The sequence below is a fragment of the Methyloversatilis sp. genome (assembly GCF_965284615.1).
Lineage (GTDB): Bacteria > Pseudomonadota > Gammaproteobacteria > Burkholderiales > Rhodocyclaceae > Methyloversatilis.
In genome coordinates this window covers 3,018,121-3,043,948 of record NZ_OZ260098.1, presented here as the reverse complement: position 1 = coordinate 3,043,948, position 25,828 = coordinate 3,018,121, and the positions used below count along the sequence as shown (strand labels likewise).

The 25,828-nt window shown below is 65.1% G+C and carries 26 protein-coding genes; 23 read left to right on the top strand and 3 right to left on the bottom strand.

What is annotated here, in order from left to right; genetic code table 11:
* Positions 1-78 precede the first annotated feature (78 nt).
* The 15 genes from ACQ66H_RS14445 (at position 79) to ACQ66H_RS14375 (ending at position 15,187) form a co-directional block, all read left to right on the top strand.
* Positions 79-435, top strand: coding sequence for an NADH-quinone oxidoreductase subunit A (locus ACQ66H_RS14445; protein ID WP_304012448.1), 357 nt, complete (start codon positions 79-81; stop codon positions 433-435).
* A gap of 54 nt (positions 436-489) precedes the next feature.
* Positions 490-966 carry a NuoB/complex I 20 kDa subunit family protein gene (locus ACQ66H_RS14440; RefSeq protein WP_430434587.1) on the top strand — a complete coding sequence of 159 codons (477 nt, stop codon included), beginning with the start codon at positions 490-492 and terminating at the stop codon, positions 964-966.
* A gap of 5 nt (positions 967-971) precedes the next feature.
* Positions 972-1,574 (top strand): NADH-quinone oxidoreductase subunit C, encoded by a 603-nt coding sequence (locus tag ACQ66H_RS14435; protein ID WP_430434586.1) that lies wholly within the window; start codon positions 972-974, stop codon positions 1,572-1,574.
* Positions 1,567-2,820 carry an NADH-quinone oxidoreductase subunit D gene (locus ACQ66H_RS14430; RefSeq protein WP_430434585.1) on the top strand — a complete coding sequence of 418 codons (1,254 nt, stop codon included), beginning with the start codon at positions 1,567-1,569 and terminating at the stop codon, positions 2,818-2,820. Before ACQ66H_RS14435 ends, ACQ66H_RS14430 begins: the two co-directional genes overlap by 8 nt.
* A gap of 22 nt (positions 2,821-2,842) precedes the next feature.
* On the top strand, positions 2,843-3,325 hold the full coding sequence (gene nuoE / locus ACQ66H_RS14425) for an NADH-quinone oxidoreductase subunit NuoE (protein ID WP_430435646.1): 483 nt from the start codon (positions 2,843-2,845) through the stop codon (positions 3,323-3,325).
* A complete protein-coding gene (gene nuoF, locus ACQ66H_RS14420) occupies positions 3,322-4,656 on the top strand; it encodes an NADH-quinone oxidoreductase subunit NuoF (RefSeq protein WP_020165279.1) in 1,335 nt (444 codons plus the stop codon). The genes nuoE and nuoF overlap by 4 nt, the downstream gene beginning before the upstream one ends.
* Complete coding sequence (gene nuoG / locus ACQ66H_RS14415) at positions 4,650-6,974, top strand: NADH-quinone oxidoreductase subunit NuoG (RefSeq protein WP_430434584.1); 2,325 nt, start codon at positions 4,650-4,652, stop codon at positions 6,972-6,974. Before nuoF ends, nuoG begins: the two co-directional genes overlap by 7 nt.
* Positions 6,974-8,041, top strand: a complete 1,068-nt coding sequence (gene nuoH, locus ACQ66H_RS14410; protein WP_019917529.1) for an NADH-quinone oxidoreductase subunit NuoH — start codon at positions 6,974-6,976, stop codon at positions 8,039-8,041. Before nuoG ends, nuoH begins: the two co-directional genes overlap by 1 nt.
* A gap of 19 nt (positions 8,042-8,060) precedes the next feature.
* A complete protein-coding gene (gene nuoI, locus ACQ66H_RS14405; RefSeq protein ID WP_198291215.1) occupies positions 8,061-8,540 on the top strand; it encodes an NADH-quinone oxidoreductase subunit NuoI in 480 nt (159 codons plus the stop codon).
* 57 nt (positions 8,541-8,597) lie between these two features.
* Positions 8,598-9,200: an NADH-quinone oxidoreductase subunit J gene (locus ACQ66H_RS14400; protein ID WP_020165275.1), complete on the top strand. Its 603-nt coding sequence runs from the start codon at positions 8,598-8,600 to the stop codon at positions 9,198-9,200.
* Positions 9,201-9,217: 17 nt separating this feature from the next.
* Positions 9,218-9,529 (top strand): NADH-quinone oxidoreductase subunit NuoK, encoded by a 312-nt coding sequence (gene nuoK, locus ACQ66H_RS14395; protein ID WP_020165274.1) that lies wholly within the window; start codon positions 9,218-9,220, stop codon positions 9,527-9,529.
* A 5-nt stretch (positions 9,530-9,534) separates the two neighbouring features.
* Positions 9,535-11,556, top strand: a complete 2,022-nt coding sequence (gene nuoL, locus ACQ66H_RS14390) for an NADH-quinone oxidoreductase subunit L (RefSeq protein WP_430434583.1) — start codon at positions 9,535-9,537, stop codon at positions 11,554-11,556.
* A gap of 102 nt (positions 11,557-11,658) precedes the next feature.
* On the top strand, positions 11,659-13,137 hold the full coding sequence (locus ACQ66H_RS14385; RefSeq protein WP_304002551.1) for an NADH-quinone oxidoreductase subunit M: 1,479 nt from the start codon (positions 11,659-11,661) through the stop codon (positions 13,135-13,137).
* 12 nt (positions 13,138-13,149) lie between these two features.
* Positions 13,150-14,631: an NADH-quinone oxidoreductase subunit NuoN gene (gene nuoN / locus ACQ66H_RS14380; RefSeq protein ID WP_430434582.1), complete on the top strand. Its 1,482-nt coding sequence runs from the start codon at positions 13,150-13,152 to the stop codon at positions 14,629-14,631.
* A 7-nt stretch (positions 14,632-14,638) separates the two neighbouring features.
* A complete protein-coding gene (locus ACQ66H_RS14375) occupies positions 14,639-15,187 on the top strand; it encodes an NUDIX domain-containing protein (RefSeq protein ID WP_430434581.1) in 549 nt (182 codons plus the stop codon).
* A 189-nt stretch (positions 15,188-15,376) separates the two neighbouring features.
* On the opposite strand, the gene folK is transcribed toward ACQ66H_RS14375, so the two are convergent.
* Positions 15,377-15,877, bottom strand: a complete 501-nt coding sequence (gene folK / locus ACQ66H_RS14370) for a 2-amino-4-hydroxy-6-hydroxymethyldihydropteridine diphosphokinase (RefSeq protein ID WP_430434580.1) — start codon at positions 15,875-15,877, stop codon at positions 15,377-15,379.
* A gap of 162 nt (positions 15,878-16,039) precedes the next feature.
* Between folK and ACQ66H_RS14365 the strand changes: the two genes are divergently transcribed.
* Positions 16,040-16,465 (top strand): hemerythrin domain-containing protein, encoded by a 426-nt coding sequence (locus ACQ66H_RS14365; RefSeq protein WP_430434579.1) that lies wholly within the window; start codon positions 16,040-16,042, stop codon positions 16,463-16,465.
* A gap of 9 nt (positions 16,466-16,474) precedes the next feature.
* Here the strand turns inward: ACQ66H_RS14365 and smpB are convergent, their stop codons facing one another.
* Complete coding sequence (gene smpB / locus ACQ66H_RS14360; protein ID WP_020165267.1) at positions 16,475-16,921, bottom strand: SsrA-binding protein SmpB; 447 nt, start codon at positions 16,919-16,921, stop codon at positions 16,475-16,477.
* A gap of 93 nt (positions 16,922-17,014) precedes the next feature.
* Here smpB and ACQ66H_RS14355 point away from each other — a divergent pair, with 93 nt between their 5' ends.
* Together ACQ66H_RS14355 and ACQ66H_RS14350 are read left to right on the top strand one after the other, a co-directional pair.
* The gene (locus ACQ66H_RS14355; protein ID WP_304002564.1) at positions 17,015-17,458 is read left to right on the top strand and encodes a type II toxin-antitoxin system RatA family toxin; all 444 of its coding nucleotides are present in this window, start codon (positions 17,015-17,017) and stop codon (positions 17,456-17,458) included.
* Complete coding sequence (locus ACQ66H_RS14350; protein ID WP_304002566.1) at positions 17,458-17,781, top strand: RnfH family protein; 324 nt, start codon at positions 17,458-17,460, stop codon at positions 17,779-17,781. Before ACQ66H_RS14355 ends, ACQ66H_RS14350 begins: the two co-directional genes overlap by 1 nt.
* 9 nt (positions 17,782-17,790) lie before the next feature.
* On the opposite strand, the gene ACQ66H_RS14345 is transcribed toward ACQ66H_RS14350, so the two are convergent.
* Positions 17,791-18,228 carry a DUF4124 domain-containing protein gene (locus tag ACQ66H_RS14345; protein ID WP_304002568.1) on the bottom strand — a complete coding sequence of 146 codons (438 nt, stop codon included), beginning with the start codon at positions 18,226-18,228 and terminating at the stop codon, positions 17,791-17,793.
* A gap of 106 nt (positions 18,229-18,334) precedes the next feature.
* On the opposite strand from ACQ66H_RS14345, the gene guaB reads away from it, so the two are divergent.
* The 5 genes from guaB (at position 18,335) to ACQ66H_RS14320 (ending at position 25,816) form a co-directional block, all read left to right on the top strand.
* Positions 18,335-19,795, top strand: a complete 1,461-nt coding sequence (guaB, locus tag ACQ66H_RS14340; RefSeq protein WP_430434578.1) for an IMP dehydrogenase — start codon at positions 18,335-18,337, stop codon at positions 19,793-19,795.
* Positions 19,796-19,922: 127 nt separating this feature from the next.
* Positions 19,923-21,527 (top strand): glutamine-hydrolyzing GMP synthase, encoded by a 1,605-nt coding sequence (gene guaA, locus ACQ66H_RS14335; protein ID WP_430434577.1) that lies wholly within the window; start codon positions 19,923-19,925, stop codon positions 21,525-21,527.
* A 182-nt stretch (positions 21,528-21,709) separates the two neighbouring features.
* Entirely contained in the window at positions 21,710-22,222 is a 513-nt protein-coding gene (locus tag ACQ66H_RS14330; RefSeq protein WP_430434576.1) for a sigma-70 family RNA polymerase sigma factor, read from the top strand.
* A complete protein-coding gene (locus tag ACQ66H_RS14325; RefSeq protein WP_430434575.1) occupies positions 22,219-23,226 on the top strand; it encodes a FecR domain-containing protein in 1,008 nt (335 codons plus the stop codon). The genes ACQ66H_RS14330 and ACQ66H_RS14325 overlap by 4 nt, the downstream gene beginning before the upstream one ends.
* 115 nt (positions 23,227-23,341) lie before the next feature.
* On the top strand, positions 23,342-25,816 hold the full coding sequence (locus tag ACQ66H_RS14320) for a TonB-dependent receptor (RefSeq protein ID WP_430434574.1): 2,475 nt from the start codon (positions 23,342-23,344) through the stop codon (positions 25,814-25,816).
* The last annotated feature ends 12 nt before the right edge of the window (positions 25,817-25,828 follow it).

The window sequence follows — 25,828 nt, the reverse complement described above, 5'->3', positions numbered from 1 at the left end:
GATCGGTGGTGCGCCGTGAGCCGGCCCCGGATTACTCCCCGTGCCGCCGGAAATGATTTCACGCATGAATAACCCGTCATGTTGATCGAATACTTTCCGATCCTTCTGTTCATTCTCATCGGCATCGGTTTCGGTTTCGTGCCGATGATCGCCGGCAAGCTGGTCGGCCCCAGCCGCCCGGACCCCGACAAGCTCTCCCCCTACGAGTGTGGCTTCGAAGCGTTCGAAGACACGCGCATGAAGTTCGATGTGCGCTACTACCTCGTGGCCATCCTGTTCATCCTGTTCGACCTGGAAATCGCCTTCCTCTTCCCGTGGGCCATCGTGCTCGAAGAGATCGGCATGTTCGGTTTTGTCGCGATGATGATTTTCCTCGGCATTCTGGTCGTGGGTTTCATCTACGAATGGAAGAAGGGCGCGCTGGACTGGGAGTGATCCTGCCAGGCGGTCGGGCGTCTGCCCAATTAAGTTATTACGACGGATTGATCGATGAGCATTGAAGGCGTTCTTCAGGAAGGCTTCGTCACGACTCAGCTCGACAAGCTGATCAACTGGACCCGCACCGGCTCCTTGTGGCCGATGACCTTCGGTCTGGCTTGCTGTGCTGTCGAGATGATGCAGGCGGGTGCTTCGCGTTACGACCTCGACCGCTTCGGCATCGTGTTTCGCCCCAGCCCCCGGCAGTCCGATCTGATGATCGTGGCCGGCACGCTGTGCAACAAGATGGCGCCGGCGCTGCGTCGCGTCTATGACCAGATGCCCGAGCCGCGCTGGGTGCTGTCGATGGGCTCCTGTGCCAACGGCGGCGGTTACTACCATTACTCCTACTCGGTGGTGCGCGGCTGCGACCGCATCGTGCCGGTCAACGTCTATGTGCCGGGCTGTCCGCCGACGGCCGAGGCGCTGATCTACGGCCTGATGCAGCTGCAGAACAAGATCCGCCGCACCAGCACCATCGCCCGCTGAACGTCATGAGCACACGCATTGAATCCCTGCGCGACGCGCTGATGGCGCAGTTCGGTGACAAGATCCGCACTGCTGCCGTCGAACTGGGCGAGCTGACCATTGAGATCGGCGCCGACGACTACCACGACATCGCGCTCGCACTGCGCGATCATGCCGACACGCCGTTCGAGCAGTTGATCGACCTGTGCGGCCTCGATCTGTCAACGCACGCGACCCGTTCTTCGGGCGCGCGTTACGCGGTCGTGGTGCATCTGATGTCGATTGCCGCCAACCTGCGCCTGCGCCTGCGCGCCTTCGTGTCGGACGAGGACTTTCCGGTCATCGCCTCGGTGAACGACGTGTGGCCGGCGGCCAACTGGTTCGAGCGCGAAGCCTTCGACCTGTTCGGCATCATGTTCGCCGGTCATGGCGACCTGCGTCGCCTGCTGACCGATTACGGTTTCGTCGGTCACCCCTTCCGCAAGGACTTCCCGATTTCGGGTCACGTCGAAATGCGCTATGACCCGGAAACCAAGCGGGTCATCTACCAGCCGGTCACCATCGCACCGCGCGAAGTCACGCCGCGCGTCGTGCGCGAAGAAAACTACGGGGACGTCGGCCATGGCTGAGATCCGCAACTACACGATGAACTTCGGGCCGCAGCATCCGGCGGCCCACGGCGTGCTGCGTCTGGTGCTCGAACTGGACGGCGAAGTCGTCCAGCGCGCCGACCCGCACATCGGCCTGCTGCATCGCGCGACCGAGAAGCTGGCCGAGACCCGCACCTGGGTACAGAGCGTGCCCTACATGGACCGTCTCGACTACGTGTCGATGATGTGCAACGAGCACGCCTACTGCATGGCGATCGAGAAGCTGCTGCAGATCGACGTGCCGGAGCGCGCGCAGTACATCCGCGTCATGTTCGACGAGATCACGCGCATCCTGAACCACCTGCTGTGGCTTGGCGCGCACGCACTCGACGTCGGCGCGATGACGGTGTTCCTGTACGCCTTCCGCGAGCGCGAAGACCTGATGGACGCCTACGAGGCGGTGTCGGGCGCGCGCATGCACGCGGCCTACTACCGTCCGGGCGGCGTCTACCGCGATCTGCCGGACACAATGCCGCAGTACCAGGCGAACAAGTTCAAGAACGCCGAAGCGATCAAGCGGCTGAACGAGAACCGCAGCGGTTCGATGCTCGACTTCCTCGAGGATTTCACCAATCGCTTCCCGCGCTATGTCAACGAGTATGAAACCCTGCTCACCGACAACCGCATCTGGAAGCAGCGTCTGGTCAACATCGGCATCGTGACGCCTGAGCGCGCCAAGGCGCTCGGTTTCACTGGCCCGATGCTGCGTGGTTCGGGCATCGCCTGGGACCTGCGCAAGAAGCAGCCGTATGAAGTGTACGACCGCATGGATTTCGATATCCCGGTCGGCATCAATGGCGACAGCTACGACCGCTACCTGGTCCGCATCGAAGAGATGCGCCAGTCCAACCGCATCATCCGTCAGTGCATCGACTGGCTGCGCAAGAACCCGGGCCCGGTCATCAGCCCCAACCACAAGGTTGCACCGCCGTCGCGCGAAGCGATGAAGGGCAATATGGAAGAGCTGATCCACCACTTCAAGCTGTTCACCGAAGGCATCCACGTGCCGGAAGGCGAGTGCTATGCCGCGGTGGAACACCCGAAGGGCGAGTTCGGCATCTACGCGATGTCGGACGGCGCCAACAAGCCCTACCGCCTGAAGATCCGCGCGCCCGGTTTCGCACACCTGGCGGCGATGGATGAAATGTCCCGCGGACACATGATTTCCGACGTCGTCGCCATCATCGGCACGATGGACATCGTGTTCGGCGAGATTGACCGATAAGCATCCGGTGAGCATGGACAGAATGAGTTTCTCGCTGAGTGAAGCGTCGCGCGCGGCGATCGACCGCGAAGTCGCGAAGTACCCCGAAGGCCAGGCGATCTCCGCCGTGATGGCCGGCCTGCGCATTGCGCAGGAACAGAACGGCTGGCTGTCGCCCGAAGCGATCGAGGCCGTGGCCGTCCATCTGAACATCCCGCCGATGGCGGCGATGGAAGTGGCTACCTTCTACAACATGTACGACGTGAAGCCGGTCGGTCGCTGGAAGATCACCGTTTGCACGAACCTGCCCTGTGCGCTGTCCGGCGGCGAGCAGGCGGCCGAGTACGTGAAGGAGAAGCTGGGCATCGGTTTCAACGAAACCACCGCCGACGGCCGCTTCACGCTGAAGGAAGGCGAGTGCATGGGTGTGTGCGGCGACGCGCCGGCCATCATCGTCAACAACACGCGTCTGTGCAGCTGGATGAGCCGCGAGAAGATCGACGCACTGCTGGACGAGCTGAAATGAACGCCCCCGAGAACCCGCAAGCCATCCTGCTCGCCGGCCTGGACGGCGACAACACCTGGGGCATCGAGCACTACATCAAGCGCGGCGGCTATTCGGCGCTGCGCAAGATTCTCGAATCCGGCATGACGGCGGACCAGATCATCGCCGAGGTGAAGAAATCCGACCTGCGCGGCCGTGGCGGCGCAGGTTTCCCCACCGGCCTGAAGTGGAGCTTCATGCCGCGCCAGTTCCCGATGGACAAGTACGTCGTCTGCAACTCGGACGAAGGCGAACCGGGCACCTTCAAGGACCGCGACCTGCTGCGCTACAACCCGCACCTGGTCATCGAGGGCATGGCCATCGCCGGTTTCGTGATGGGCTGCACCCGCGGCTACAACTACATCCACGGCGAAGTGTTCTCGCTCTACCAGCGCTTCGAGGAAGCGCTGGCCGAAGCGCGTGCCGCCGGCTTCATCGGCAAGAACATTCTGGGCAAGGGTTTCGATTTCGACCTGTTCGCGCACCATGGCTGGGGCGCCTACATCTGCGGCGAAGAGACTGCGCTGCTCGAATCGATCGAAGGCAAGAAGGGGCAGCCGCGCTTCAAGCCGCCGTTCCCGGCCAGCCACGGCCTGTACGGCAAGCCGACCACGATCAACAACACGGAAACCTTCGCGGCCATTCCATGGATCATCAACAACGGCGGCGAGGCTTTCCAGGCGCTGGGCAAGCCGAACAACGGCGGCACCAAGATCTTCTCGGTGTCCGGCCACGTCAATCGCCCGGGCGTCTATGAAATCCCGCTCGGCACGCCGTTCGCGGCGCTGCTCGAAATGTGCGGCGGCATGCGCGGCGGCCGCAAGCTGAAGGCGGTCATTCCCGGCGGCTCGTCGGCACCGGTGCTGCCGGCCGACATCATGATGGACTGCACGATGGACTATGACTCCATCTCCAAGGCCGGCTCCATGCTGGGTTCGGGCGCGGTCATCGTGATGGACGAGACCACCTGCATGGTGAAGTCGCTGGAGCGGCTGTCCTACTTCTATCACGAGGAATCCTGCGGCCAGTGTACGCCCTGCCGCGAGGGTACCGGCTGGCTGTACCGCATGGTGCATCGCATCGAGCACGGCCAGGGCCGCCCGGACGACCTCGACACGCTGGACAACGTCGCCAGCAACATCGCCGGCCGCACCATCTGCGCGCTGGGCGACGCCGCCGCTTTCCCGGTGAAGAGCTTCATCAAGCACTTCCGGTCCGAATTTGAGTATCACGTCGAGCACAAGCACTGCCTCGTCCCGGTGGACGTGCAGCGCGAAGGCAGCCGCATTTACGTGGAACACGCAGCATGCTAGAGATCGAGATCGACGGCCAGAAGCTGGAAGTGCCGGACGGCAGTACCGTGATGGATGCGGCCAACCGTCTGGGCCTGCACATTCCGCACTTCTGCTATCACAAGAAACTGTCCATCGCCGCCAACTGCCGCATGTGTCTGGTGCAGGTCGAGCGCGCGCCGAAGCCGCTGCCCGCGTGTGCCACGCCGGTCACCAACGGCATGAAGGTGCAGACGCATTCCGATCAGGCCATCACCGCGCAGAAGGGCGTGATGGAATTCCTGCTGATCAATCACCCGCTGGATTGCCCGATCTGCGATCAGGGTGGCGAGTGCCAGCTGCAGGATCTCGCCGTCGGTTACGGTGCGTCGGCCTCCCGCTACCAGGAAGAGAAGCGGGTGGTGATGAACAAGAATCTCGGTCCGCTGATTTCGACCGACATGACCCGCTGCATCCACTGCACCCGCTGTGTGCGCTTCGGCCAGGAAATCGCCGGCGTCATGGAACTGGGCATGGCCAATCGCGGCGAGCATTCGGAAATCATGACCTTCGTCGGTCACACGGTCGATTCCGAACTGTCGGGCAACATGATCGACCTGTGCCCGGTCGGCGCGCTCACCTCCAAGCCCTTCCGCTATTCGGCCCGTACCTGGGAACTGTCGCGTCGCAAGACCGTGAGTCCGCATGACAGCCTGGGCACCAACCTCGTCGTCCAGGTCAAGCACGACGAAGTGAAGCGCGTGCTGCCGCTGGAGAACGAGGAGGTCAACGAGTGCTGGATTTCCGACCGTGACCGCTTCTCCTACGAAGCGCTGAACAGCGACGATCGTCTGACCACGCCGATGATCAAGCAGGACGGCAAGTGGATCGAGGTCGATTGGCAGACCGCGCTCGAATACGCCGCCAACAGCCTGAAGCGCGTCGCCGACGAACACGGCGCCGTAAAGATCGGCATGCTGGCCGCGCCGTATTCGACGACCGAAGAGCTGTATCTGGGCGCGCAACTGATGCGCGGCCTCGGTGGCGGCAACATCGACCACCGTCTGCGCCAGACCGATTTCGGTCTGGACGGCAAGCTGGCCGGCATCCCCTGGCTGGGCATGAAGGTGGCCGACGTATCGAAGCTGTCCGCAGCGCTGGTCGTCGGCAGCTTCCTGCGCAAGGATCACCCGCTGATGGCGCAGCGCCTGCGTCAGGCGGCCCGTCGCGGCACCCGCGTCAGTGCGCTCGGCGTCAGCAACGAAGACTGGCTGATGACCACTTTCGCACGTGTCACCGTCGCGCCGTCGGCACTGGCTGGTGAACTGGCCGCGCTGGTGAAGGCCGCGGCCGGGATCCGCGGCGTCGCCGTGCCCGCCGGTGCTGAATCGGCCGAGGTGTCGGATGCGGCCCGCCGCACTGCACAGAGCCTGTGCGACGACGGCGAACGCGCCATCTTCCTCGGTTCCGTCGTTCAGCAGCACCCGGACGCCGCTGGCCTGCACGCACTGGCGCAGGAACTGGCGCGCTTGACCGGCGCCACGCTGGGTTATCTGGGCGAAGCCGCGAACAGCGTCGGCGCTGCCGCCGTCGGTGCGCAATCCGGCCTGAATGCACAGCAGATGCTGCTCGGCGGCCTGCGCGCCTACGTGCTGCTGCACACCGAACCCGAACTCGACGCGGCCAACGCGCCGATGGCGGTCGAAGCGCTGAAGGGCGCCGACACCGTCATCGTCATGTCGCCGTTCAAGACCGGTCTGGACTACGCCGACTGTCTGCTGCCGGTGTCGCCCTTCACCGAAACCTCCGGCACCTTCGTCAGTGTCGAAGGCCGCATCCAGAGTTTCCACGCGGTGGTGCGTCCGAAGGGCGAAACCCGTCCGGCGTGGAAGGTGCTGCGCGTGCTCGGCAGCCTGCTCGAGCTGGGCGGCTTCAAGTTCGATTCGTCGGAAGCGGTGCGCGACGAAGCGCTGGCCGGTGCGAATGGCTGGCTGCCCGAGTACAAGCTGGACAACACCGCGAGCGATGTCGCGTTCGCGCGTCCGTCCGCGGTGACCGGTCTGCAGCGCATCGCCGACTACCCGATCTACCGTAACGACGCGCTGGTGCGTCGCGCACCGGCACTGGCTGCCGCGCGCGATTCCGCGGCGCCGATGGCCCGCGTGAATCCGGCCACCGCTGCGGCGTCCGGCCTGACCGAGGCGAAGCGCGTCCGCGTGCGCGGTTCGGCCTGGTCGAGCGAACTTGATCTTGCGCTGGATGACACCGTGCCGGCAGGCTGCGTGCGCGTGTCGGCCGGCTGGCCGCAGACTGCGCCGCTGGGCACGCTGTCCGGCATCCTGAACGTGGAGGCCCTGTAATGGACGCGCTGCTGCAACCCGTGCAGGACCTGCTCGGCGCCGCCTGGGTGCCGGTGTGGACCCTGGTCAAGATCTTCGCGATCATCCTGCCGCTGATGGGCTGTGTCGCCTACCTGACGCTGGCCGAGCGCAAGATCATCGGCTGGATGCAGGTGCGCAACGGTCCGAACCGCGTCACCTTCTTCGGCATCAAGGCACTGGGCGGTCTGGCACAGCCGATCGCCGACGGCCTGAAGCTGCTGTTCAAGGAAATCGTGCTGCCGTCGGCGTCGAGCAAGACGCTGTTCGTGCTGGCGCCGGTGCTGGCGCTGGCGCCGTCGCTGGCCGCCTGGGCGGTCATCCCGTTCAACGACGGTCTGGTGCTGGCCGACATCAACGCCGGCCTGCTCTACATCATGGCCATCACGTCGATGGGTGTGTACGGCGTCATCATCGCCGGCTGGGCGTCGAACTCGAAGTACGCCTTCCTCGGCAGCCTGCGTTCGGCGGCGCAGATCGTCGCCTACGAAATCGCCATGGGCTTCGCGCTGGTGACCGTGCTGATGGTGTCGCAGAGCCTGAACCTGTCGGACATCGTGCGCGGGCAGGGCGAGGGCATGTTCGCCAACATGGGCCTGGGCGTGCTGTCGTGGAACTGGCTGCCGCTGTTCCCGATGTTCATCGTCTACTTCATCGCCGGCGTGGCAGAAACCAACCGCTCGCCGTTCGACGTGGTGGAAGGCGAGTCGGAAATCGTCGCCGGTCACATGATCGAATACTCGGGCATGGCGTTCGCGCTGTTCTTCCTGGCCGAGTACGCCAACATGATCCTGATCGCGACGCTGACCTCGATCATGTTCCTCGGCGGCTGGCTGTCGCCGGTCGGTTTCCTGCCGGACGGTTTCCACTGGCTGGCGGCGAAGAGCGCTTTCTGCCTGTTCTTCTTCCTGTGGCTGCGCGCGACTTTCCCGCGCTACCGCTATGACCAGATCATGCGTCTGGGCTGGAAGGTTTTCATCCCGGTCACCATCGTGTGGCTCGTGTTCATCGGCGGCTGGATGATGTCTCCGCTGTCGATCTGGAAGTAAGGGACGCGTTATGGGTTCGATGAGAGATTTGTTCGGCGGGCTGATGCTGACCGAACTGGTGAAGGGCATGGCGCTGACCGGCCGTCACCTGTTCGCGCGCAAGATCACCCTGCAGTTTCCGGAAGAGAAGACGCCGCAGTCGCCGCGTTTCCGCGGTCTGCACGCGCTGCGCCGCTATCCGAACGGCGAGGAACGCTGCATTGCCTGCAAGCTGTGCGAGGCGGTGTGCCCGGCGATGGCCATCACCATCGAGTCGGATCAGCGTGACGACGGCACCCGCCGTACCACGCGTTACGACATCGATCTGACCAAGTGCATCTTCTGCGGTTTCTGCGAGGAAGCCTGTCCGGTCGATGCCATCGTCGAGACGCGCGTGCTCGAGTACCACGGTGAAAAGCGCGGTGACCTGTACTACACCAAGCAGATGCTGCTGGCCGTCGGCGACCGCTATGAAACGCAGATCGCCAAGGACAGGGAAGCGGACTCGAAGTACCGCTGATGGCCGGGCCCGCGCGAGCGGGCAGGGCTCAAGGGAACGGACAAGAACGAATCGATGATGGATTTCCAGACCGCAGTTTTCTTCTTCCTCAGCGCCATCCTGGTCGCTGCATCGCTGCGCGTCATCACTGCGCGCAACCCGGTGCACGCGGCGCTTTACCTGGTGCTGTCCTTCTTCACCGCCGGTGGCATCTGGATGCTGCTGCAGGCCGAGTTCCTCGCGATCGCGCTGGTGCTGGTCTATGTCGGCGCGGTGATGGTGCTCTTCCTCTTCGTCGTGATGATGCTGGACATCAATATCGAGCGGATGCGCGAGGGCTTCTGGGCCAATCTGGTACCGGGCCTCATCGTAGCTGGCCTGATGCTGGCCGAGATGTTCGCCGTGCTGGGCGCCAAGTACTTCTCGGCTGACCGCATGCCGGCGCCCGAGGCCGCCGCCGCCGGCTACAGCAACACCAAGGAACTCGGGCGGCTGATCTACACCGAGTACGTGTATCCGTTCGAACTCGCCTCGGTCATCCTGCTGGTCGCCATCATCGCGGCCATCGCGCTGACCATGCGCAAGCGCAAGGACACCAAGTTCCAGGAACCGGCCAAGCAGATCGCGGTGCGCCGTGAAGACCGCGTGCGCCTGGTGTCGATGCCGGCCGAGAAAGACTGAGAAAAGAAGCGCACGACATGACCTCCTTGCCCCTTTCCTACTTCCTGATGCTGGGCGCCGTGCTGTTCGCGATCAGCGTGGTCGGCATCTTCCTGAACCGGAAGAACCTCATCGTTCTGCTGATGGCGATCGAACTGATGCTGCTGGCGGTGAACATGAATTTCGTCGCCTTCTCGCACTACCTCGGCGACCCGTCCGGCCAGATCTTCGTTTTCTTCATCCTTACCGTAGCCGCCGCGGAATCCGCGATCGGGCTGGCCATCCTCGTGGTGCTGTTCCGCAACCTGAACACCATCCACGTCGATGATCTGGACAGCCTGAAAGGTTGAGCGACATGACATCGATGCAAAAGCTCTATCTGCTCGTCCCGCTCGCGCCGCTGTTCGGCGCCATCATCGCCGGTCTGTTCTGCCGCGTCATTCCGCGCTGGGTCGCGCACAGCGTCACCATCCTCGGCGTCGCCGTGGCGCTGGTCGCGTCCTGGGTCATCTTCCAGGACGTGCAGGCCGGCAACAGCTTCAATGGCGCGGTCTACACCTGGGCGACCAGCGGCGATCTGAAGATGGAAATTGGCTTCCAGATCGACAAGCTGACCGTGATGATGATGCTCGTGGTCACCTCGGTGTCGCTGATGGTGCACCTCTACACCATCGGCTACATGGCCGAAGATCCCGGCTACAACCGTTTCTTCTCCTACATTTCGCTGTTCACCTTCTCGATGCTGATGCTCGTCATGAGCAACAACTTCGTGCAGCTGTTCTTCGGCTGGGAAGCGGTGGGTCTGGTTTCCTATCTGCTGATCGGTTTCTGGTTCAAGCGCCCGACCGCGGTGTATGCCAACCTGAAGGCCTTCCTGGTGAACCGCGTCGGTGACTTCGGCTTCCTGCTCGGAATCGGCCTGATCGCCGCCTACGCCGGCACGCTCAATTACGCCGAGGTGTTCGCCAAGCGTGAGGAGCTGGTGGCCATGACGGTCGCCGGCACCGACTGGCCGCTGCTCACCGCGGTCTGCATCGGCCTGTTCATCGGCGCGATGGGCAAGTCGGCGCAGGTGCCGCTGCACGTGTGGCTGCCGGATTCGATGGAAGGCCCGACCCCGATTTCGGCGCTGATCCACGCAGCGACGATGGTGACGGCCGGCATCTTCATGGTCACCCGTATGTCGCCGCTGTTCGAACTGTCGGAGACCGCGCTGTCCTTTGTGCTGGTGATCGGTGCGACGACTGCGCTGTTCATGGGCTTCCTCGGCATCATCCAGAACGACATCAAGCGCGTCGTGGCCTATTCGACGCTGTCGCAGCTCGGCTACATGACGGTGGCGCTGGGCGTGTCGGCCTACTCGGCCGCGGTGTTCCACCTGATGACGCACGCCTTCTTCAAGGCGCTGCTCTTCCTGGGCGCCGGCTCGGTCATCATGGGCATGCACCACGACCAGGACATGCGCAATATGGGCGGCCTGTGGAAGTACATGCCTATCACCTGGTTCACCTCGCTGCTCGGCTCGTTGGCGCTGATCGGCGTGCCTTTCCTGTCCGGCTTCTACTCGAAGGACTCGATCATCGAGGCGGTGCATTTCTCGACGATACCGGGCGCCGGCTACGCCTACTTCTGCGTGGTCGCCGGTGTGTTCATTACCGCCTTCTACTCCTTCCGCATGTACTTCCGCGTGTTCCACGGCCCGGAGAACTTCGGCAAGGCGCACGACGATCATCACGCGCACGGCGACGATCATCACGATGATGACCACCACGACGAACACCACGGCCTTGCGCCGGGCGAGAAGCCGCACGAGTCGCCGTGGGTGGTGTGGGTGCCGCTGGCGCTGCTGGCCATACCGTCAGTTTTCATCGGCTACTTCACCGTGCAGCCCATGCTGTTCGGCGACTGGTTCGACGGCGTCGTGACGGTGCTGCCTGAGCACGACGTGCTGGCCAAGGTCGGCGAGCACTTCCACTCCGCAGCCGGCATGGCGATGCACGGTTTCACCGCGCTGCCGTTCTGGCTCGCGCTGGGTGGCGTCGTGCTGGCCTGGGTCATGTACATCGCGATGCCCTCGCTGCCGGGCCGAATCGCGCCGATCTTCCGCCCGATCAATGTGGTGCTCGAGAACAAGTACTACTTCGACCGCTTCAACGAGATCGTCTTCGCCGGTGGCGCCCGTCTGCTGGGTCGCGGCCTGTGGGCCGCGGGCGACCGCACGATCATCGACGGTGTGCTGATCAACGGTTCCGCCTCGGCTGTCGGTGCGTTTGCGCGCCTCGCCCGCGGCATACAGACCGGGTACATCTACCGCTACGCGTTTGCAATGGTGATCGGTGTCTGTCTCCTGCTGCTGTGGAGACTGGGCTTCAAGTGATGTGGTGCGGGCGGTGAGGATGCCGCCCGTGGCGTGAATTCAGAGGGAGTGCCAGACGCGGTTGCCCTGACCGGTGAACGTGTCGGCTGAACAAACAAAGAAATGACCGATATTCCCCTTCTCAGTCTTGCCGTATGGCTGCCGATTGCCGGTGGTCTGCTCGTGCTCGCCAGTGGCGACGGCCGTAATGTGGCCTTCTCGAAACTGATCGCGCTGGTCACGGCCATCTTCGGCTTCCTGGTCACGATTCCGCTCTACACCGGCTTCGATACCGCCAGTGCCGGCATGCAGTTCGTCGAGTTGATGCCCTGGGTACGCGACTACAACATCAACTATCACCTCGGTGTCGATGGCATCTCGATGCCCTTCGTCATCCTGAACAGCTTCATCACGGTGCTCGTGGTGATGGCCGGCTGGACGGTGATCGAGTACAAGCCCTCGCAGTACTTCGCCGCCTTCCTGATCATGTCGGGCCTGCTGAACGGCATCTTCTCGGCGCTCGACGGCATCCTGTTCTACGTGTTCTTCGAAGCGTCGCTGATCCCGCTGTATCTGGTCATCGGTGTGTGGGGCGGCAAGAACCGCGTCTATGCGGCCTTCAAGTTCTTCCTCTACACGCTGCTCGGTTCGCTGCTGATGCTGGTCGCGCTGCTCTACCTGTTCCACAAGAGCGGCAGCTTCGCCATCCTCGACTGGCACCGCGAGCCGCTGGCGATGACCGCGCAGTCGCTGATCTTCTGGGCCTTCTTCGCCAGCTTCGCGGTGAAGGTGCCGATGTGGCCGGTGCACACCTGGCTGCCGGACGCCCACGTCGAGGCGCCGACCGGCGGTTCGGCCGTCCTGGCGGCGATCGGCCTGAAGCTCGGCGCCTACGGCTTTCTCCGGTTCTCGCTGCCCATCGTGCCAGACGCGGCCCAGCACTTCGCGCCGGTGGTGATCGGCCTGTCGCTGATCGCCGTCATCTACATCGGCCTGGTCGCGCTGGCGCAGACCGACATGAAGAAGCTGGTCGCCTATTCGTCGATCTCGCACATGGGCTTCGTCACGCTGGGCTTCTTCATCTTCAATCCGCTGGGCATCGAAGGCGCCCTGGTGCAGATGATTTCGCACGGCTTCGTGTCGGCCGCGATGTTCCTCTGCATCGGCGTGCTCTACGACCGCATGCACACCCGCAACATCGCCGACTACGGTGGCGTCGTGAATACGATGCCGAAGTTTGCCGCGCTGTTCCTGCTGTTCGCGATGGCCAACGCCGGCCTGCCGGCCACCTCCGGCTTCATCGGCGAATTCATGGTCGTGCTCGGCGCCATCCAGTTCAATTTCTGGACCGGCTTTGCCGCCGCCACCACGCTGATTCTCGGCGCGGCTTACACCTTGTGGATGTACAAGCGCGTGGTGTTCGGCGATGTCGCCAACAGCCACGTTGCCGAACTGAGCGACATCAATGCGCGCGAAATGCTCATCCTCGGTGTGCTGGCGGTGTGCACGCTGGCCATGGGCATCTGGCCGCAGCCGGTGACCGAAATCATGCATGCGACCGTGAACCAGCTGCTCGACCATGTCGCAGCCGGCAAGCTCTGACGGACCAAAAGAATGAACTTCCCTCTGCCTGACTTCTTCCCCGCATCGGCCGAAATCTTCGTGCTGGTGATGGCCTGCGTCGTGCTGCTCGCAGACCTCTTCAAGTCCGAACGCCAGGGCTGGCTGCCTTACCTGCTCACGCTGGCGACGCTGGCCGGCGCCTTCGCCATCCAGGCCGGTACCGCCGGACCGGACACGACGCTCACCTTCAGCGGCATGTTCGTCGATGACCGCCTCGCCGACGTGCTGAAGAGCTGTCTCTACATCACCGTGTTTGCTGTCGTCGTCTACAGCCGCGATTACCTGATGGCGCGCGGTCTGGAGCGTGGCGAGTACTACCTGCTGGTACTGTTCGCGACGCTGGGCATGCAGGTGATGATTTCGGCCAACCACTTCCTGACGCTCTACCTGGGCCTGGAACTGCTGTCGCTGGCGATCTACGCGCTGGTCGCGCTGGACCGAGAATCGGCGCGCTCGACCGAAGCGGCGATGAAGTACTTCGTGCTCGGCGCGCTGGCGTCCGGCCTGCTGCTGTACGGCATGTCGATGATTTATGGTGCGACCGGGACGCTGGAAATTTCCGCCATCGCCCGCAAGCTGTCCGACCCGGCCACCAATATGGACGTGCTGCGCTTCGGCCTGGTCTTCCTGGTCGCAGGCCTGGCCTTCAAGATCGGCGTCGTGCCTTTCCACATGTGGATTCCCGACGTCTATCACGGCGCGCCGACCGCGATCACGCTGCTGATCGGCTCGGCGCCCAAACTGGCCGGTTTCGCGATGGCGATCCGCCTGCTGGTCAACGGCCTGCCGACGCTGGCGGTAGAGTGGCAGCAGATGCTGATGCTGCTCGCCATCCTGTCGATCGCGCTCGGCAACGTGGTCGCCATCGCGCAGACCAATGTCAAGCGCATGCTGGCCTACTCGACCATTTCGCACATGGGCTTCATGCTGCTCGGTCTGGTCAGCGGCGTGATCGAACTGCGTGCCTCGGGTGACATCCATCTGTCCTACGCCTTCGGCAGCGCGATGTTCTACACCATCGCCTACGTGCTGATGAGCTCGGCCGCCTTCGGCACGCTGCTGGTGCTGACGCGCGCTGGCGTCGAAGCGGAAACGCTGGACGACCTGAAGGGCCTGAACCGTCGCAGCCCGTGGTTCGCCGCGGTGCTGATGATGGTCATGTTCTCGATGGCCGGCATTCCGTTCTTCATCGGCTTCTTTGCCAAGCTCGCTGTGCTGCAGGCGGTCGTCGCGGCCGGCTACATCTACACGGCGGTGTTCGCCGTGCTGCTGTCGCTGATCGGCGCCTTCTTCTACCTGCGCGTCGTCAAGCTGATGTACTTCGACGAGCCGCTCGACAACAGCCCGCTGGTCGCCTCCGGCGAAATGCGCGCGCTGCTGTCGGTCAATGCGCTGGCGATCGCGCTGATCGGCCTGATGCCGCAGTCGCTGCTCGCATTGTGTGCATCTGCCCTCGGCCAGGCGCTGAAGTAAGCGACGGATGGCGGACGACCTGACCGAAAGCACGCTGGATAGCCGTCAGGTCTACGACGGCGTCCTGCTCAAGGTCTATCAGGATCAGGTCCGGCTGCCGGACGGCAAGCAGGCGATCCGCGAGTACATCAAGCATCCGGGCGCCGTCGTCATCATCGCCATCCTGCCGGACGGGCGCATGGTGTTCGAGCGTCAGTTCCGCTACGGCCCGCGGCGCGTCTTCCTCGAATTTCCGGCCGGCAAGATCGATCCGGGCGAACCGATCGAACAGACGGCCATCCGCGAACTGCGCGAGGAAACCGGCCACGAGGCCGACAGCTGGGAACATCTCGGCACGATGCACCCCTGCATCGGCTATTCCGACGAGCGCATCGAAATCTTCCTCGCCCGCGGCCTGCGCCATGTCGGCGCTTCGCTCGACGAGGGTGAATTCCTCGAAGTGACGGCGCTGTCGCTGGAAGCCGCGATGTCGGCCGTGTGGCGTGGCGAACTGACCGACGCCAAGACGCTGGCCGCCCTGATCTGGGCGCAGCGCGTGTTCGCACAGGGCTTCTGAGCCGCAGCATTCGAGTCGCTGATCCGTCGGCCGCCGGACGCTGCTGGCAGGCCGTTGTCGGGGTCAGAAGACCCCTCCCACAGAACCGTCCTCTTTGCTCCTGCCGCGGATTGGGCGCCTCAACCTGTGGGAGCGGCCTTGGCCGCGACTGCGGCGCTTGCGTCCGACAGAGGGTTATCTATGTCCGACTTACTCGGCGATGCGCTGGATGGGCTGGTCCTGACAGTGCGCAAGCCAGGCGCTCGCCGGCCCGATGCCCGGAATCACCACGTCCGGAGATACCTCCAGCAGCGGCAGCAGCACGAAGGCGCGCAGATGCGCGCGCGGGTGCGGCACGTTCAGCGTGTCGGTGTTGATCACGCGGTCCTCGTACAGCAGCACGTCCAGATCCAGCGTACGCGGCGCGTTCAGGAATTCGCGCACGCGGCCGTGCGTGCGCTCGATGTCGAGCAGGGCGTCGAGCAGGGCCTGCGGTTCCAGCGTCGTCCGCACGCGCGCAACGGCGTTGATGAAATCGGGCTGGTTGTCGTAGCCGATCGGCGCCGTGCGATAGAGCGACGATTTCCGTTCGAGCACGATGCCCGGCGCTGCGGCCAGTTCGTCGAGCGCTGCGCGTACCTGCTTTTCCGGATCCGCCAGGTTGGCGCCGAGCCCGATGTGGGCGATGTGGGTGGGGGCTTCTTGGCTCATGTCGTGTTCTCGTGATCTGGCCGCACTTTAGCACCGCCGGCCGCAGCGCCTCCGCGCTGCGGCGCCATTGTGGCGGCCGCGACACGGCGCAAACCTAATCTGGATCAAGGTGCACCGTCCGCCCGGCGGGCACAGTGCGCGCCATCCACGAAAGGAGCCGCGATGTCCGCACTCGAACTGAAGCAGGAACACGTACTTGGCCTCGCGCCGATGGACGACATCCACCGCGAATTCATGCAGTTGCTGGCCCGTCTCGACGATGCGACGGCACCCGCTGCGCTGCCGTTACTCGATGAACTGGTGGCGCACACCGAAGCGCATTTCGCGCAGGAGGATGTCTGGATGGAAGCGTCGGACTTTCCGCCGCTGCACTGCCATCGCGGCGAACACGAGCGCGTGCTCGAGGTGCTGCGTGAGGTCAGACGCCTGGCGGCGGCCGGCGACGCGGGCATCGTGCATACGCTGGTGCGCGAACTGCCGGTGTGGTTCGAGCACCACGCCTCGACCATGGACACCATGCTGGCCGAGCACATCGCCCGCACCGGCTACGACGCGCGGACGACGCTACCAGAACTTGCGGAAGCCTGATCGTTCCGCTCAGACGCGGTCGCGCATCAGGCGCGCCTTTTCGCGCTCCCAGTCGCGCTTCTTCTCGGTCTCGCGCTTGTCGAACTGCTTCTTGCCCTTGGCGAGACCGATCTCGAGCTTGATGCGGCCACGCGTGTAGTGCAGGTTCAGCGGCACCAGCGTGTAGCCGGCGCGCTCGACCAGACCGATCAGCTTGCTGATCTCGTTCGCGTGCAGCAGCAGCTTGCGGCTGCGCGTCGGGTCGGGCTTGATGTGGGTGGAGGCGGTCGGCAGCGGCGACACGTGCATGCCTATCACGTACACCTCTTCGCCCTTGAGCACCACATACGCCTCCTTCAGCTGCGTACGGCCGGCGCGGATCGCCTTCACCTCCCAGCCTTCGAGCACGAGGCCCGCTTCGAAGCGTTCCTCGATGAAGTAGTCGTGAAAGGCCTTCTTGTTGTCGGCAATGCTCATGAAGTGAAACCGGTGAGGGGCGTGCTGAAATGAAATCGGGGCTGCGTAGGGGGCGCTGCCGCGGATAGAATTGCGATTTTACCTTCTGATGACATGGCTGAAGTCCGAAAAACCGTGCTCATCGAGCGCAGTGCCGAACAGATGTTCCGCCTCGTCGATGACGTGGAACACTATCCGCAGTTCCTGCCCTGGTGCGGCGGCAGCCAGCTGATCGAACGCACCGAGGTGCTGACCCGCGCGCGCATCGACATCAACTACCACGGCGTCAAGGCTCACTTCGTCACCGCCAACGACAAGGTGTTCCCGCGCAGCATGACCATCCGCCTGGTCGAAGGACCGTTCAACAGGCTGGACGGCACCTGGCTGTTTACGCCGCTGGGCGAGGTCGCGTGCAAGGTCGAGTTCAACCTGCATTACGAGTTTTCAAGCCGGCTGATCGAGAAGGTGGTCGGGCCGGTGTTCAGCCATATCGCCAACACCTTTGTTGACGCCTTCGTGAAGCAGGCCGATCGCCAGTACGGGCAGGGAACGCAGTGATGAGCGACAAGATCCACGTGCAGGTTGCCTATGCGCTGCCCGAGCGGCAGGACATCGTGACGATGGAACTGGCTGCAGGTGCTACCGCGCAGCAGGCAGTCGAGGCGTCCGGGCTGCTGCAGAAGTATCCGGACATCGATCTGGCGAAGAACAAGCTCGGCGTCTTTTCCAAGCTGGTCAAGGCCGACCAGGTGCTGCGTGATCGCGACCGCGTGGAAATCTACCGCGCGTTGATCGCTGACCCGAAGGAAGTGCGGCGACAGCGCGCCGCCGAGGGCAAGGTGCTCAAGAAGGGCGGCGGCGAGGCCGAACCGGCGGCCTGATCCGCACCCTTACTTGCACCACTCCGACACCGATTTCTGCGCTTCTTCCATTTCCTTCGCGCGCCCGGCGTCGTCGAGGAATTCGCGTTCGCCCTGCGTGTTGAAGCGCACGATGCGCTGCCCCGACTGCAGCGCCGCGAGCTTGCTGCGCGCCCGCGTGCAGTTCTCGGCCATCCGGTCTTTCTCGGCCTGTTCCTTGGCCTGTTTGGCTTCCGATTCCAGCCGCTCGTCGCGGCGCTTCTGGAACTCCTGCAGCTTCTCCTGAACCGAACCCGAACTGTCGCCGGACGGCGGCGGCGGATTGATGTTCTTCTTCGTCGCGTTGGCGCCCGGCGGCGGGGTGTCGGAAAAAACGGTGCGTCCCTGGGCGTCCTTGTACTGGTAGACCTGGGCGGCGCAGGCGAGCGGAACACTGAGCAGCACGGCTGCGGCGATACGGACGAGCACTTCACAACTCCTCGATTGAGCGCCTTCTGGCGCGGCTTTCAGGGCCGGGTGCAGACGGCTGCGTTGACCGGCGTATAATACGTTTTTGCTAGTTGGGAAAGTAGTCATGCGTGTTATCCAGAAGGCGCTGACCTTCGACGACGTGCTCCTCGTGCCGGCGCACTCCAATGTGCTGCCGCGCGACGTCAGTCTCAGTACCCGTATCTCCCGCAACATCCGCGTCAATCTTCCGCTGCTGTCCGCCGCAATGGACACCGTCAGCGAAGCCCGGCTGGCCATCGCGCTGGCCCAGGAAGGCGGCCTCGCGATCATCCACAAGAACCTCACCGCCAAGCAGCAGGCCGCCGAAGTAGCCAAGGTGAAGCGTTTCGAAGCCGGCGTCCTGAAGGACCCGATCACCATCTCTCCCGACATGACGGTTCGCGAGCTGCACGGGTTGACACGCAGTCACCGCATTTCCGGTTTCCCGGTGCTCGACGGTGAGCGCGTGGTCGGCATCGTGACCAACCGCGACCTCCGTTTCGAAACCAATCTCGACCAGCCGGTCTCGCGCATCATGACGCCGCGCGAGCGCGTCGTGTTCGTGCGCGAAGGCGCGTCGCTCGACGAAGCGCGCTCGCTGATGCACAAGAACCGCCTCGAACGGGTGCTGGTGCTGGGCGAGAACGACACGCTGCGTGGCCTGATCACGGTCAAGGACATGCTGAAGTTGACCGAACACCCGCTGGCCGCCAAGGACGCGCACGGCCGTCTGCGTGTCGGCGCCGCGATCGGTGTCGGTGAAGGCACCGAAGACCGCGCCGCCGCGCTGGCCGAAGCCGGCGTTGACGTCATCGTCGTCAACACCGCGCACGGCCATTCGCAGGGCGTGCTCGAACGCGTCAGCTGGGTCAAGCGCACCTTCCCGCACATCGACGTGATCGGCGGCAACATCGCCACCGCCGACGCCGCCCGCGCGCTGGTCGATGCCGGCGCCGACGGTGTCAAGGTGGGCATCGGTCCCGGTTCGATCTGCACCACCCGCATCGTCGCCGGTGTCGGCGTGCCGCAGATCACCGCCATTGATAACGTCGCCACCGCGCTCGCATCGACCGACGTGCCGATGATCGCCGACGGCGGCATCCGTTACTCGGGAGACATCGCCAAGGCGGTCGCCGCCGGCGCCAACGCCGTCATGCTGGGCGGTCTGCTCGCCGGTACCGAAGAGGCACCGGGCGAGATCGAACTGTTCCAAGGCCGTTCCTACAAGTCCTACCGCGGCATGGGTTCGCTCGGCGCGATGCAGCAGGGCGCCGCCGACCGCTACTTCCAGGATCCGGCGTCGAACGCCGACAAGCTGGTGCCGGAAGGCGTCGAAGGCCGCGTGCCCTACAAGGGTCCGGTGGTGAATGTGATCACCCAGCTGATGGGCGGCCTGCGCGCATCGATGGGTTACTGCGGCTGCGCCACGGTGGACGAAATGCGCTCGAAGGCGCAGTTCGTCGAGATCACCTCGGCCGGCATCCGCGAGTCGCACGTGCACGACGTGCAGATCACCAAGGAAGCGCCGAACTATCACGTTGATTGAGATTCAAGGTTCAAGCTGCAAGATCCAAGGGGTCTTGCAGCAGCCTGTTCCCAGTCCCGCGGCGGGTCTTTTGACCCGCCGCGCTTTTTCTTGAATCTTGTCTCTTAAGTCTTGCATCCGATCTGCCATGCACAACAAGATCCTCATCCTCGATTTCGGCTCCCAGGTCACCCAGCTCATCGCGCGCCGCGTGCGCGAGGCGCACGTGTATTGCGAAATCCATCCGTGTGACGTGAGCGACGACTTCGTGCGCGGCTTCGGCGCGCAGGGCGTCATCCTGTCCGGCAGTCACATGTCGGCCTACGAGGAATCGACCGATCGCGCGCCGCAGGCGGTGTTCGAACTGGATGTGCCGGTGCTGGGCATCTGCTACGGCATGCAGACCATGGCGCAGCAGCTGGGTGGCAAGGTTGAGGCGGGGACGGTGCGCGAATTCGGCTACGCCGAGGTGCGCGCGCGCGGCCATACGAAGCTGCTCGAAGGCATCGAGGATTTCCGCACCGCGCAGGGCCACGGCATGCTCAAGGTGTGGATGAGTCACGGCGACAAGGTGACCGAACTGCCGCCGGGCTTCGTCGTGATGGCGTCGACTGACAGCTGTCCGATCGCCGGCATGGCCGACGAAGCCCGCCGCTTCTACGGCGTGCAGTTCCACCCGGAAGTCACTCATACGGCGCGCGGCGCCGACCTGCTGCGCCGCTTCGTGCTCGACGTGTGCGGCTGCCAGGGCGACTGGATCATGGGCGACTACATCGCCGAAGCGGTCGAACGCATCCGCGAACAGGTGGGTGACGAAGAGGTCATCCTCGGCCTGTCGGGCGGTGTCGATTCGTCGGTGGCCGCGGCGCTGATCCATCGCGCCATCGGCGACCAGCTCACCTGCGTGTTCGTTGACCACGGCCTGCTGCGCCTGAACGAGGGGCAGATGGTGATGGAGATGTTCGCCGGCCGTCTGCATGCGCGGGTGATCCACGTCGATGCCGCTGACCAGTTCCTCGGTCACCTGAAGGGCGTGTCCGACCCGGAAGCCAAGCGCAAGATCATCGGCCGCGAATTCGTCGAGGTGTTCAAGGCGGAAGCCGCCAAGCTGAAGGCGGGCGGGCAGGGCCACAAGGGCGCGACCTTCCTCGCCCAGGGCACCATCTACCCGGACGTGATCGAGTCCGGCGGCGCCAAGAGCAAGAAGGCCACGACGATCAAGAGCCACCACAACGTCGGCGGCCTGCCGGAACAGCTGGGCCTCAAGCTGCTGGAACCGCTGCGCGAACTGTTCAAGGACGAAGTGCGCGAGCTGGGTGTGGCCCTCGGCCTGCCGCGCGACATGGTGTACCGCCACCCCTTCCCGGGCCCCGGTCTGGGCGTGCGCATCCTCGGCGAAATCCACGCCGAGTACGCCGACCTGCTGCGCCGCGCCGACGCCATCTTCATCGAGGAACTGCGCGCCACCATCGACCCGCAGACCGGCAAGAGCTGGTACGACCTGACCAGCCAGGCCTTCGCCGTCTTCCTGCCGGTGAAATCGGTCGGCGTGATGGGCGACGGCCGCACCTACGAATGGGTCGTCGCGCTGCGCGCGGTGCAGACCCAGGACTTCATGACCGCCCACTGGGCCGAACTGCCGCACAGCCTGCTCGGCCGCGTCAGCAACCGCATCATCAACGAGGTGCGCGGCATCAATAGGGTGGTCTACGACATCTCGGGCAAGCCGCCGGCGACGATCGAGTGGGAGTGATTCCGCACCGCTGCACTGCCAGAAACCACGACGAACCCCGGGCCTGTCCCGGGGTTTTCTTTTTTGCGCGTTGCCGTTCGCTCGCGATTGCCGCCCGCGCCCTCCCTCTCTACAATGCGAACAATTATCAATTGCATTGATGCCTGTCCGCAGCAGCGGACCGGGCGCGAGGGGAGTGCGCTGTGCGGACTGTCGAATGTGAGCTGCAGCGGGAGGCGGAGGATCTCTACCGGGGTCATCACGGTTGGCTGCAGGGCTGGCTGCGCCGCAAGCTGGGCGACGCGATGGAAGCGGCTGACATCGCGCAGGACGTGTTCATCCGCGTGCTGACGCGGCAGCAGCCGCTGCGCCCGCACGAGCCACGCGCCTATCTGTCCACCATCGCGCGCGGTCTGGTGATTGACCACTGGCGCCGGCGCGCCCTCGAACGCGCCTGGCTCGATACGCTGGCCGTGCTGCCGGAAGCCGAAGCGCCGTCGCCGGAAAACAGGCTGCTGGTGCTGGAGACGCTGATCGAGATCGACCGCATGCTCGACAGCCTGAAGCCGCAGGTGCGTACCGCTTTCCTGTGGGCGCAGCTCGAAGGCCTCAGCTGCCCGCAGATCGCCAGCCGGCTCGGTGTGTCGCTGGCCACCGCCGAGCGCTATGTCGCCCGCGCGCTGCGTCACTGCTACGCGATGCGCTTCGAGTCGTGAGCAAAGCCCTCACTGCCACGGCCGGCGAGCGCCTGCCGGACGACATCGTCGATGCGGCGATCGCCTGGTCGGTGCGGCTGGACTACAACGCAGCGACGCCTGCAGCGCAGCAGGCTTTCGCGCGCTGGCTCGACGCCGACCCGCGCCACGCGCAGGCGTGGGGCAGGGTGGCGGCGCTGCGTAGCGGCTTCTCCGGCCTGCCGGCAAGGCTGGCGCAGGACGTACTGCAGGCCGCCGAGGCGGGGCGCCGCGGGGCCACGGCCGGCCGGCGGCGCGCCTTGCGTGTGCTGTCGCTGTCCGGTGTGGCGCTGGCGAGCGGATGGGCGGTGCGCGAAACCATGCCCTGGCAGCGTCTGCTGGCCGACGCGAGCACGGCGGTGGGCGAACAGCGCACGCTGCGTCTGGCCGACGGCAGCGTGGTGATGCTGAATACCGACAGTGCCATCAGCAGCGATTTCTCCGACCAGCGCCGCGTGCTGGTGCTGCATCGTGGCGAAATCATGATCACCACCGGCGACGACGCGGGCGCTGCCGCGAAGCGCCCGTTCTGGGTCAGCACGCCCTTCGGCACGCTGCGCGCGCTGGGCACCCGTTTCGTCCTACGGCTCGAGCACTCTGAGGTGCGGGTCAGCGTGCAGGACGGCGCAGTCGAGGTGCATCCAGCCGAGGGCGGGGCGACGGTCGTGATCCACAGCGGCGAACGCGGTCTGCTCGGCCCGGCCGGCATCTCGCCGCCGGTCGTGGCGGATGCGGATGACGATGCGTGGACTGAGGGCGTCATCACCGGCCGCGACATGCGGCTGGCCGACCTGCTGGACGAACTGTCGCGCTATCGCAGCGGCCGCATCGTCTGCGATCCGCGGATCGCGGACTGGCGCGTGTCCGGCGTGTTTCACGTGCGTGACACCGACCGCGCGCTGCGCTTCCTGATGCAGGTGCAGCCGGTCAGCGTTCGCTACCGCACCCGCTACTGGGTCATCGTCGAGCCCGATCAGGCGGGTTGAGCACGGCCGCGCAAGAAATTTTCCGGTGAAGTGAGGGGATCCGCCGTCTGGTCCGGCCTCTGCAGTGAAGGCGCCCGTTTCGGGGCTGCTCTTCCAACCGGACCTGAAATAAGCCATGAACACTCCTTCCTCCGTGCCGGCCTTGCCTGCGCGTCCGCTTCCGCCGCTGACAGCCCTTTCCGCCGCGCTGCGCATCGCCCTGCTGGGTCTGACCCTGACGACCACCGCGCTGCCGCAGTTGGCGCAGGCACAGGAGGCCGCGGCGCCGGCTGCGGCCGGCGTGCTGCATTTCAGCCTGCCCGCCGGACCGCTCGCCACGGCGCTCGACCGCTATGCGCGCATCGCCGGCATCAATGTGTCCTACGAGGCGGAGCAGCTGGCCGGCGTGCGTTCGCGCGGGCTGGAGGGCGATTACACCGCTGACGCCGCGTTGCGGGCACTGCTCGCCGACACCGGCTTCGAGGCAGTCGCGCGTGGCGAAGGCGGCTACACCGTGCGCCGGAGTACCGCACCGCGTCCGTCGGCGAACGCCGAAGTGCCGGTGCTCGATGCCGTGCGGGTGCGCGCCGACGCCGAATCCCTGCATCCGCTGCCAGCCCTGCAGGCCGGCGGCCAGATGGCGCGCGGTGGTCGCCTGGGCATGCTGGGCAACGCCGACGTGATGGACGCGCCGTTCAGCGTCAGCAGCTACAGCGTCGGCATGATCGAAGACAGGCAGGCGCTCAGCGTGGCCGACGTCGTCGGCAACGACCCGTCGATCCGCATTTCCGGGCATCCGGGCGACATCCTCGACACCTTCTTCATCCGCGGCTTCCCGATCGGCGACCAGAACGCGGGCGAGATCGCCTTCGACGGCGTGCATGGCGTGGCGCCGAACTACCGCGTGCTGGTTGATTACGCCGAGCGCGTCGAGGTGATCAAGGGGCCGACCGCGTTGCTCTACGGCATGTCGCCGGCCAGCAGCGTGGGCGGCACCATCAATATCGTGCCCAAGCGGGCCGGCGCCGACGACCTCACGCGCTTCACCGCGAGCGCGTCGCCGAATGCGCAGTACGGCGGCCACCTCGACCTGAGCCGCCGCTTCGGTCCGGATCGTCGCCTCGGTCTGCGCTTCAACGGCAGCGTGCGCGACGGCGACACCGGCATCGACAAGCAGTCGCGCGCGGCCACGGTGGGCGCGCTGGCGCTCGACTACAGCGGCGACAGGCTGCGCGCCACGCTGGATATCGTCGATCAGCGGGAAGACATCGACGCGCCGTCGCGCCGTCCTTTCCTCGGCGCTGGCGTGGCCGTGCCGTCGGCACCGGACGGTCGGCGCAACGTGTCGCAGCGCTGGGAGCGTTTCGAAACCGAGGACCAGTCGGTGCTGGCGCGCGTCGAGTACGCGGCGAGCGAACAGCTCACGCTGTTCGCCAGCGTCGGCGGCGGACGCACCCGGGTCGATCGCCTGTTCGGCAACCCGACCGTGCTGAATGCCGCCGGCGACACCAGCACGGTGCCGCAGCGCTTCCGCTTCGACGTCAACCGCAGCACCGCCGAAGCAGGCCTGCGCGCGCGCTTCGAAACCGGGCCGGTGCGGCACGCGGTGAGCGCGCAGGTCAGCACCTATCGTGACCGTCTCGGGCGCATTTCGGCCAACGGCACCGCGGTGCTGTCCAATCTGTACGCGCCCTTCAACAGCCCGGCGCAGGACGTGCAGCTGGCGGGCGACGTGCCGCGCGTGTCGGACACCGAACTGAGCGGCGTCGCGCTGTCCGACACGCTGTCGATGTACGACGAGCGCCTGCAGCTCACGCTGGGCGTGCGCCGCCAGCGGGTGGAAACCGACAACTTCAATCCGCTGAACGGCGCGCTGACGACCGCCTACGACGAAAGTGCGCTGACGCCGCTGGTCGGCATCGTCGTCAAGCCGTGGCAGCGGGTGGCGCTGTACGCCAACCACATCCAGGGTCTGAGCCGCGGCGACATCGCGCCGCCGTCGGCCAGCAATGCCGGCGAAGTGTTCGCACCGTACAAGGCGCGGCAGAACGAAGTGGGCGTGAAGGCGGAGATCGGCGGCGTCATCGCCACACTGAGCGCCTTCCAGATCACCAAGCCGAGCGGCCAGCTGACCGGCACCGTGTTCGCGGTCGATGGCGAACAGCGCAATCGCGGCGTCGAACTGGCGTTGTCCGGCGAAGCCGCACCCGGCCTGCGTCTGCTCGGCGGCGTGACGCTGCTCGACGCCGACCTGACGCAGACCAATTCGGCCGCCACGCTGGGCCGTACCGCCGTCGGCGTGCCGTCCTTGATGGCCAACCTCGGCGCCGAGTGGGACGCAACCTTCCTGCCCGGCGTCACGCTGACCGGCAACGTGGTGCACACCGGCAGCCAGTACGTTGACCGCGCCAACACGCTGCGCGTACCGAACTGGACCACCGTCGATGTCGGTGCGCGCTACCGCACCACGGTCGCCGGCCGCGCCACCGTCTTCCGCGCCCAGTTGCGCAATGCCTTCGATCGCAACTACTGGGCTGGCGTGTCGCAGTACGGCAGCCTGGTGCAGGGTGCGCCGCGCACGCTGCTGCTGTCGGCCACCGTCGATTTCTGAGCGCGGGGTGAG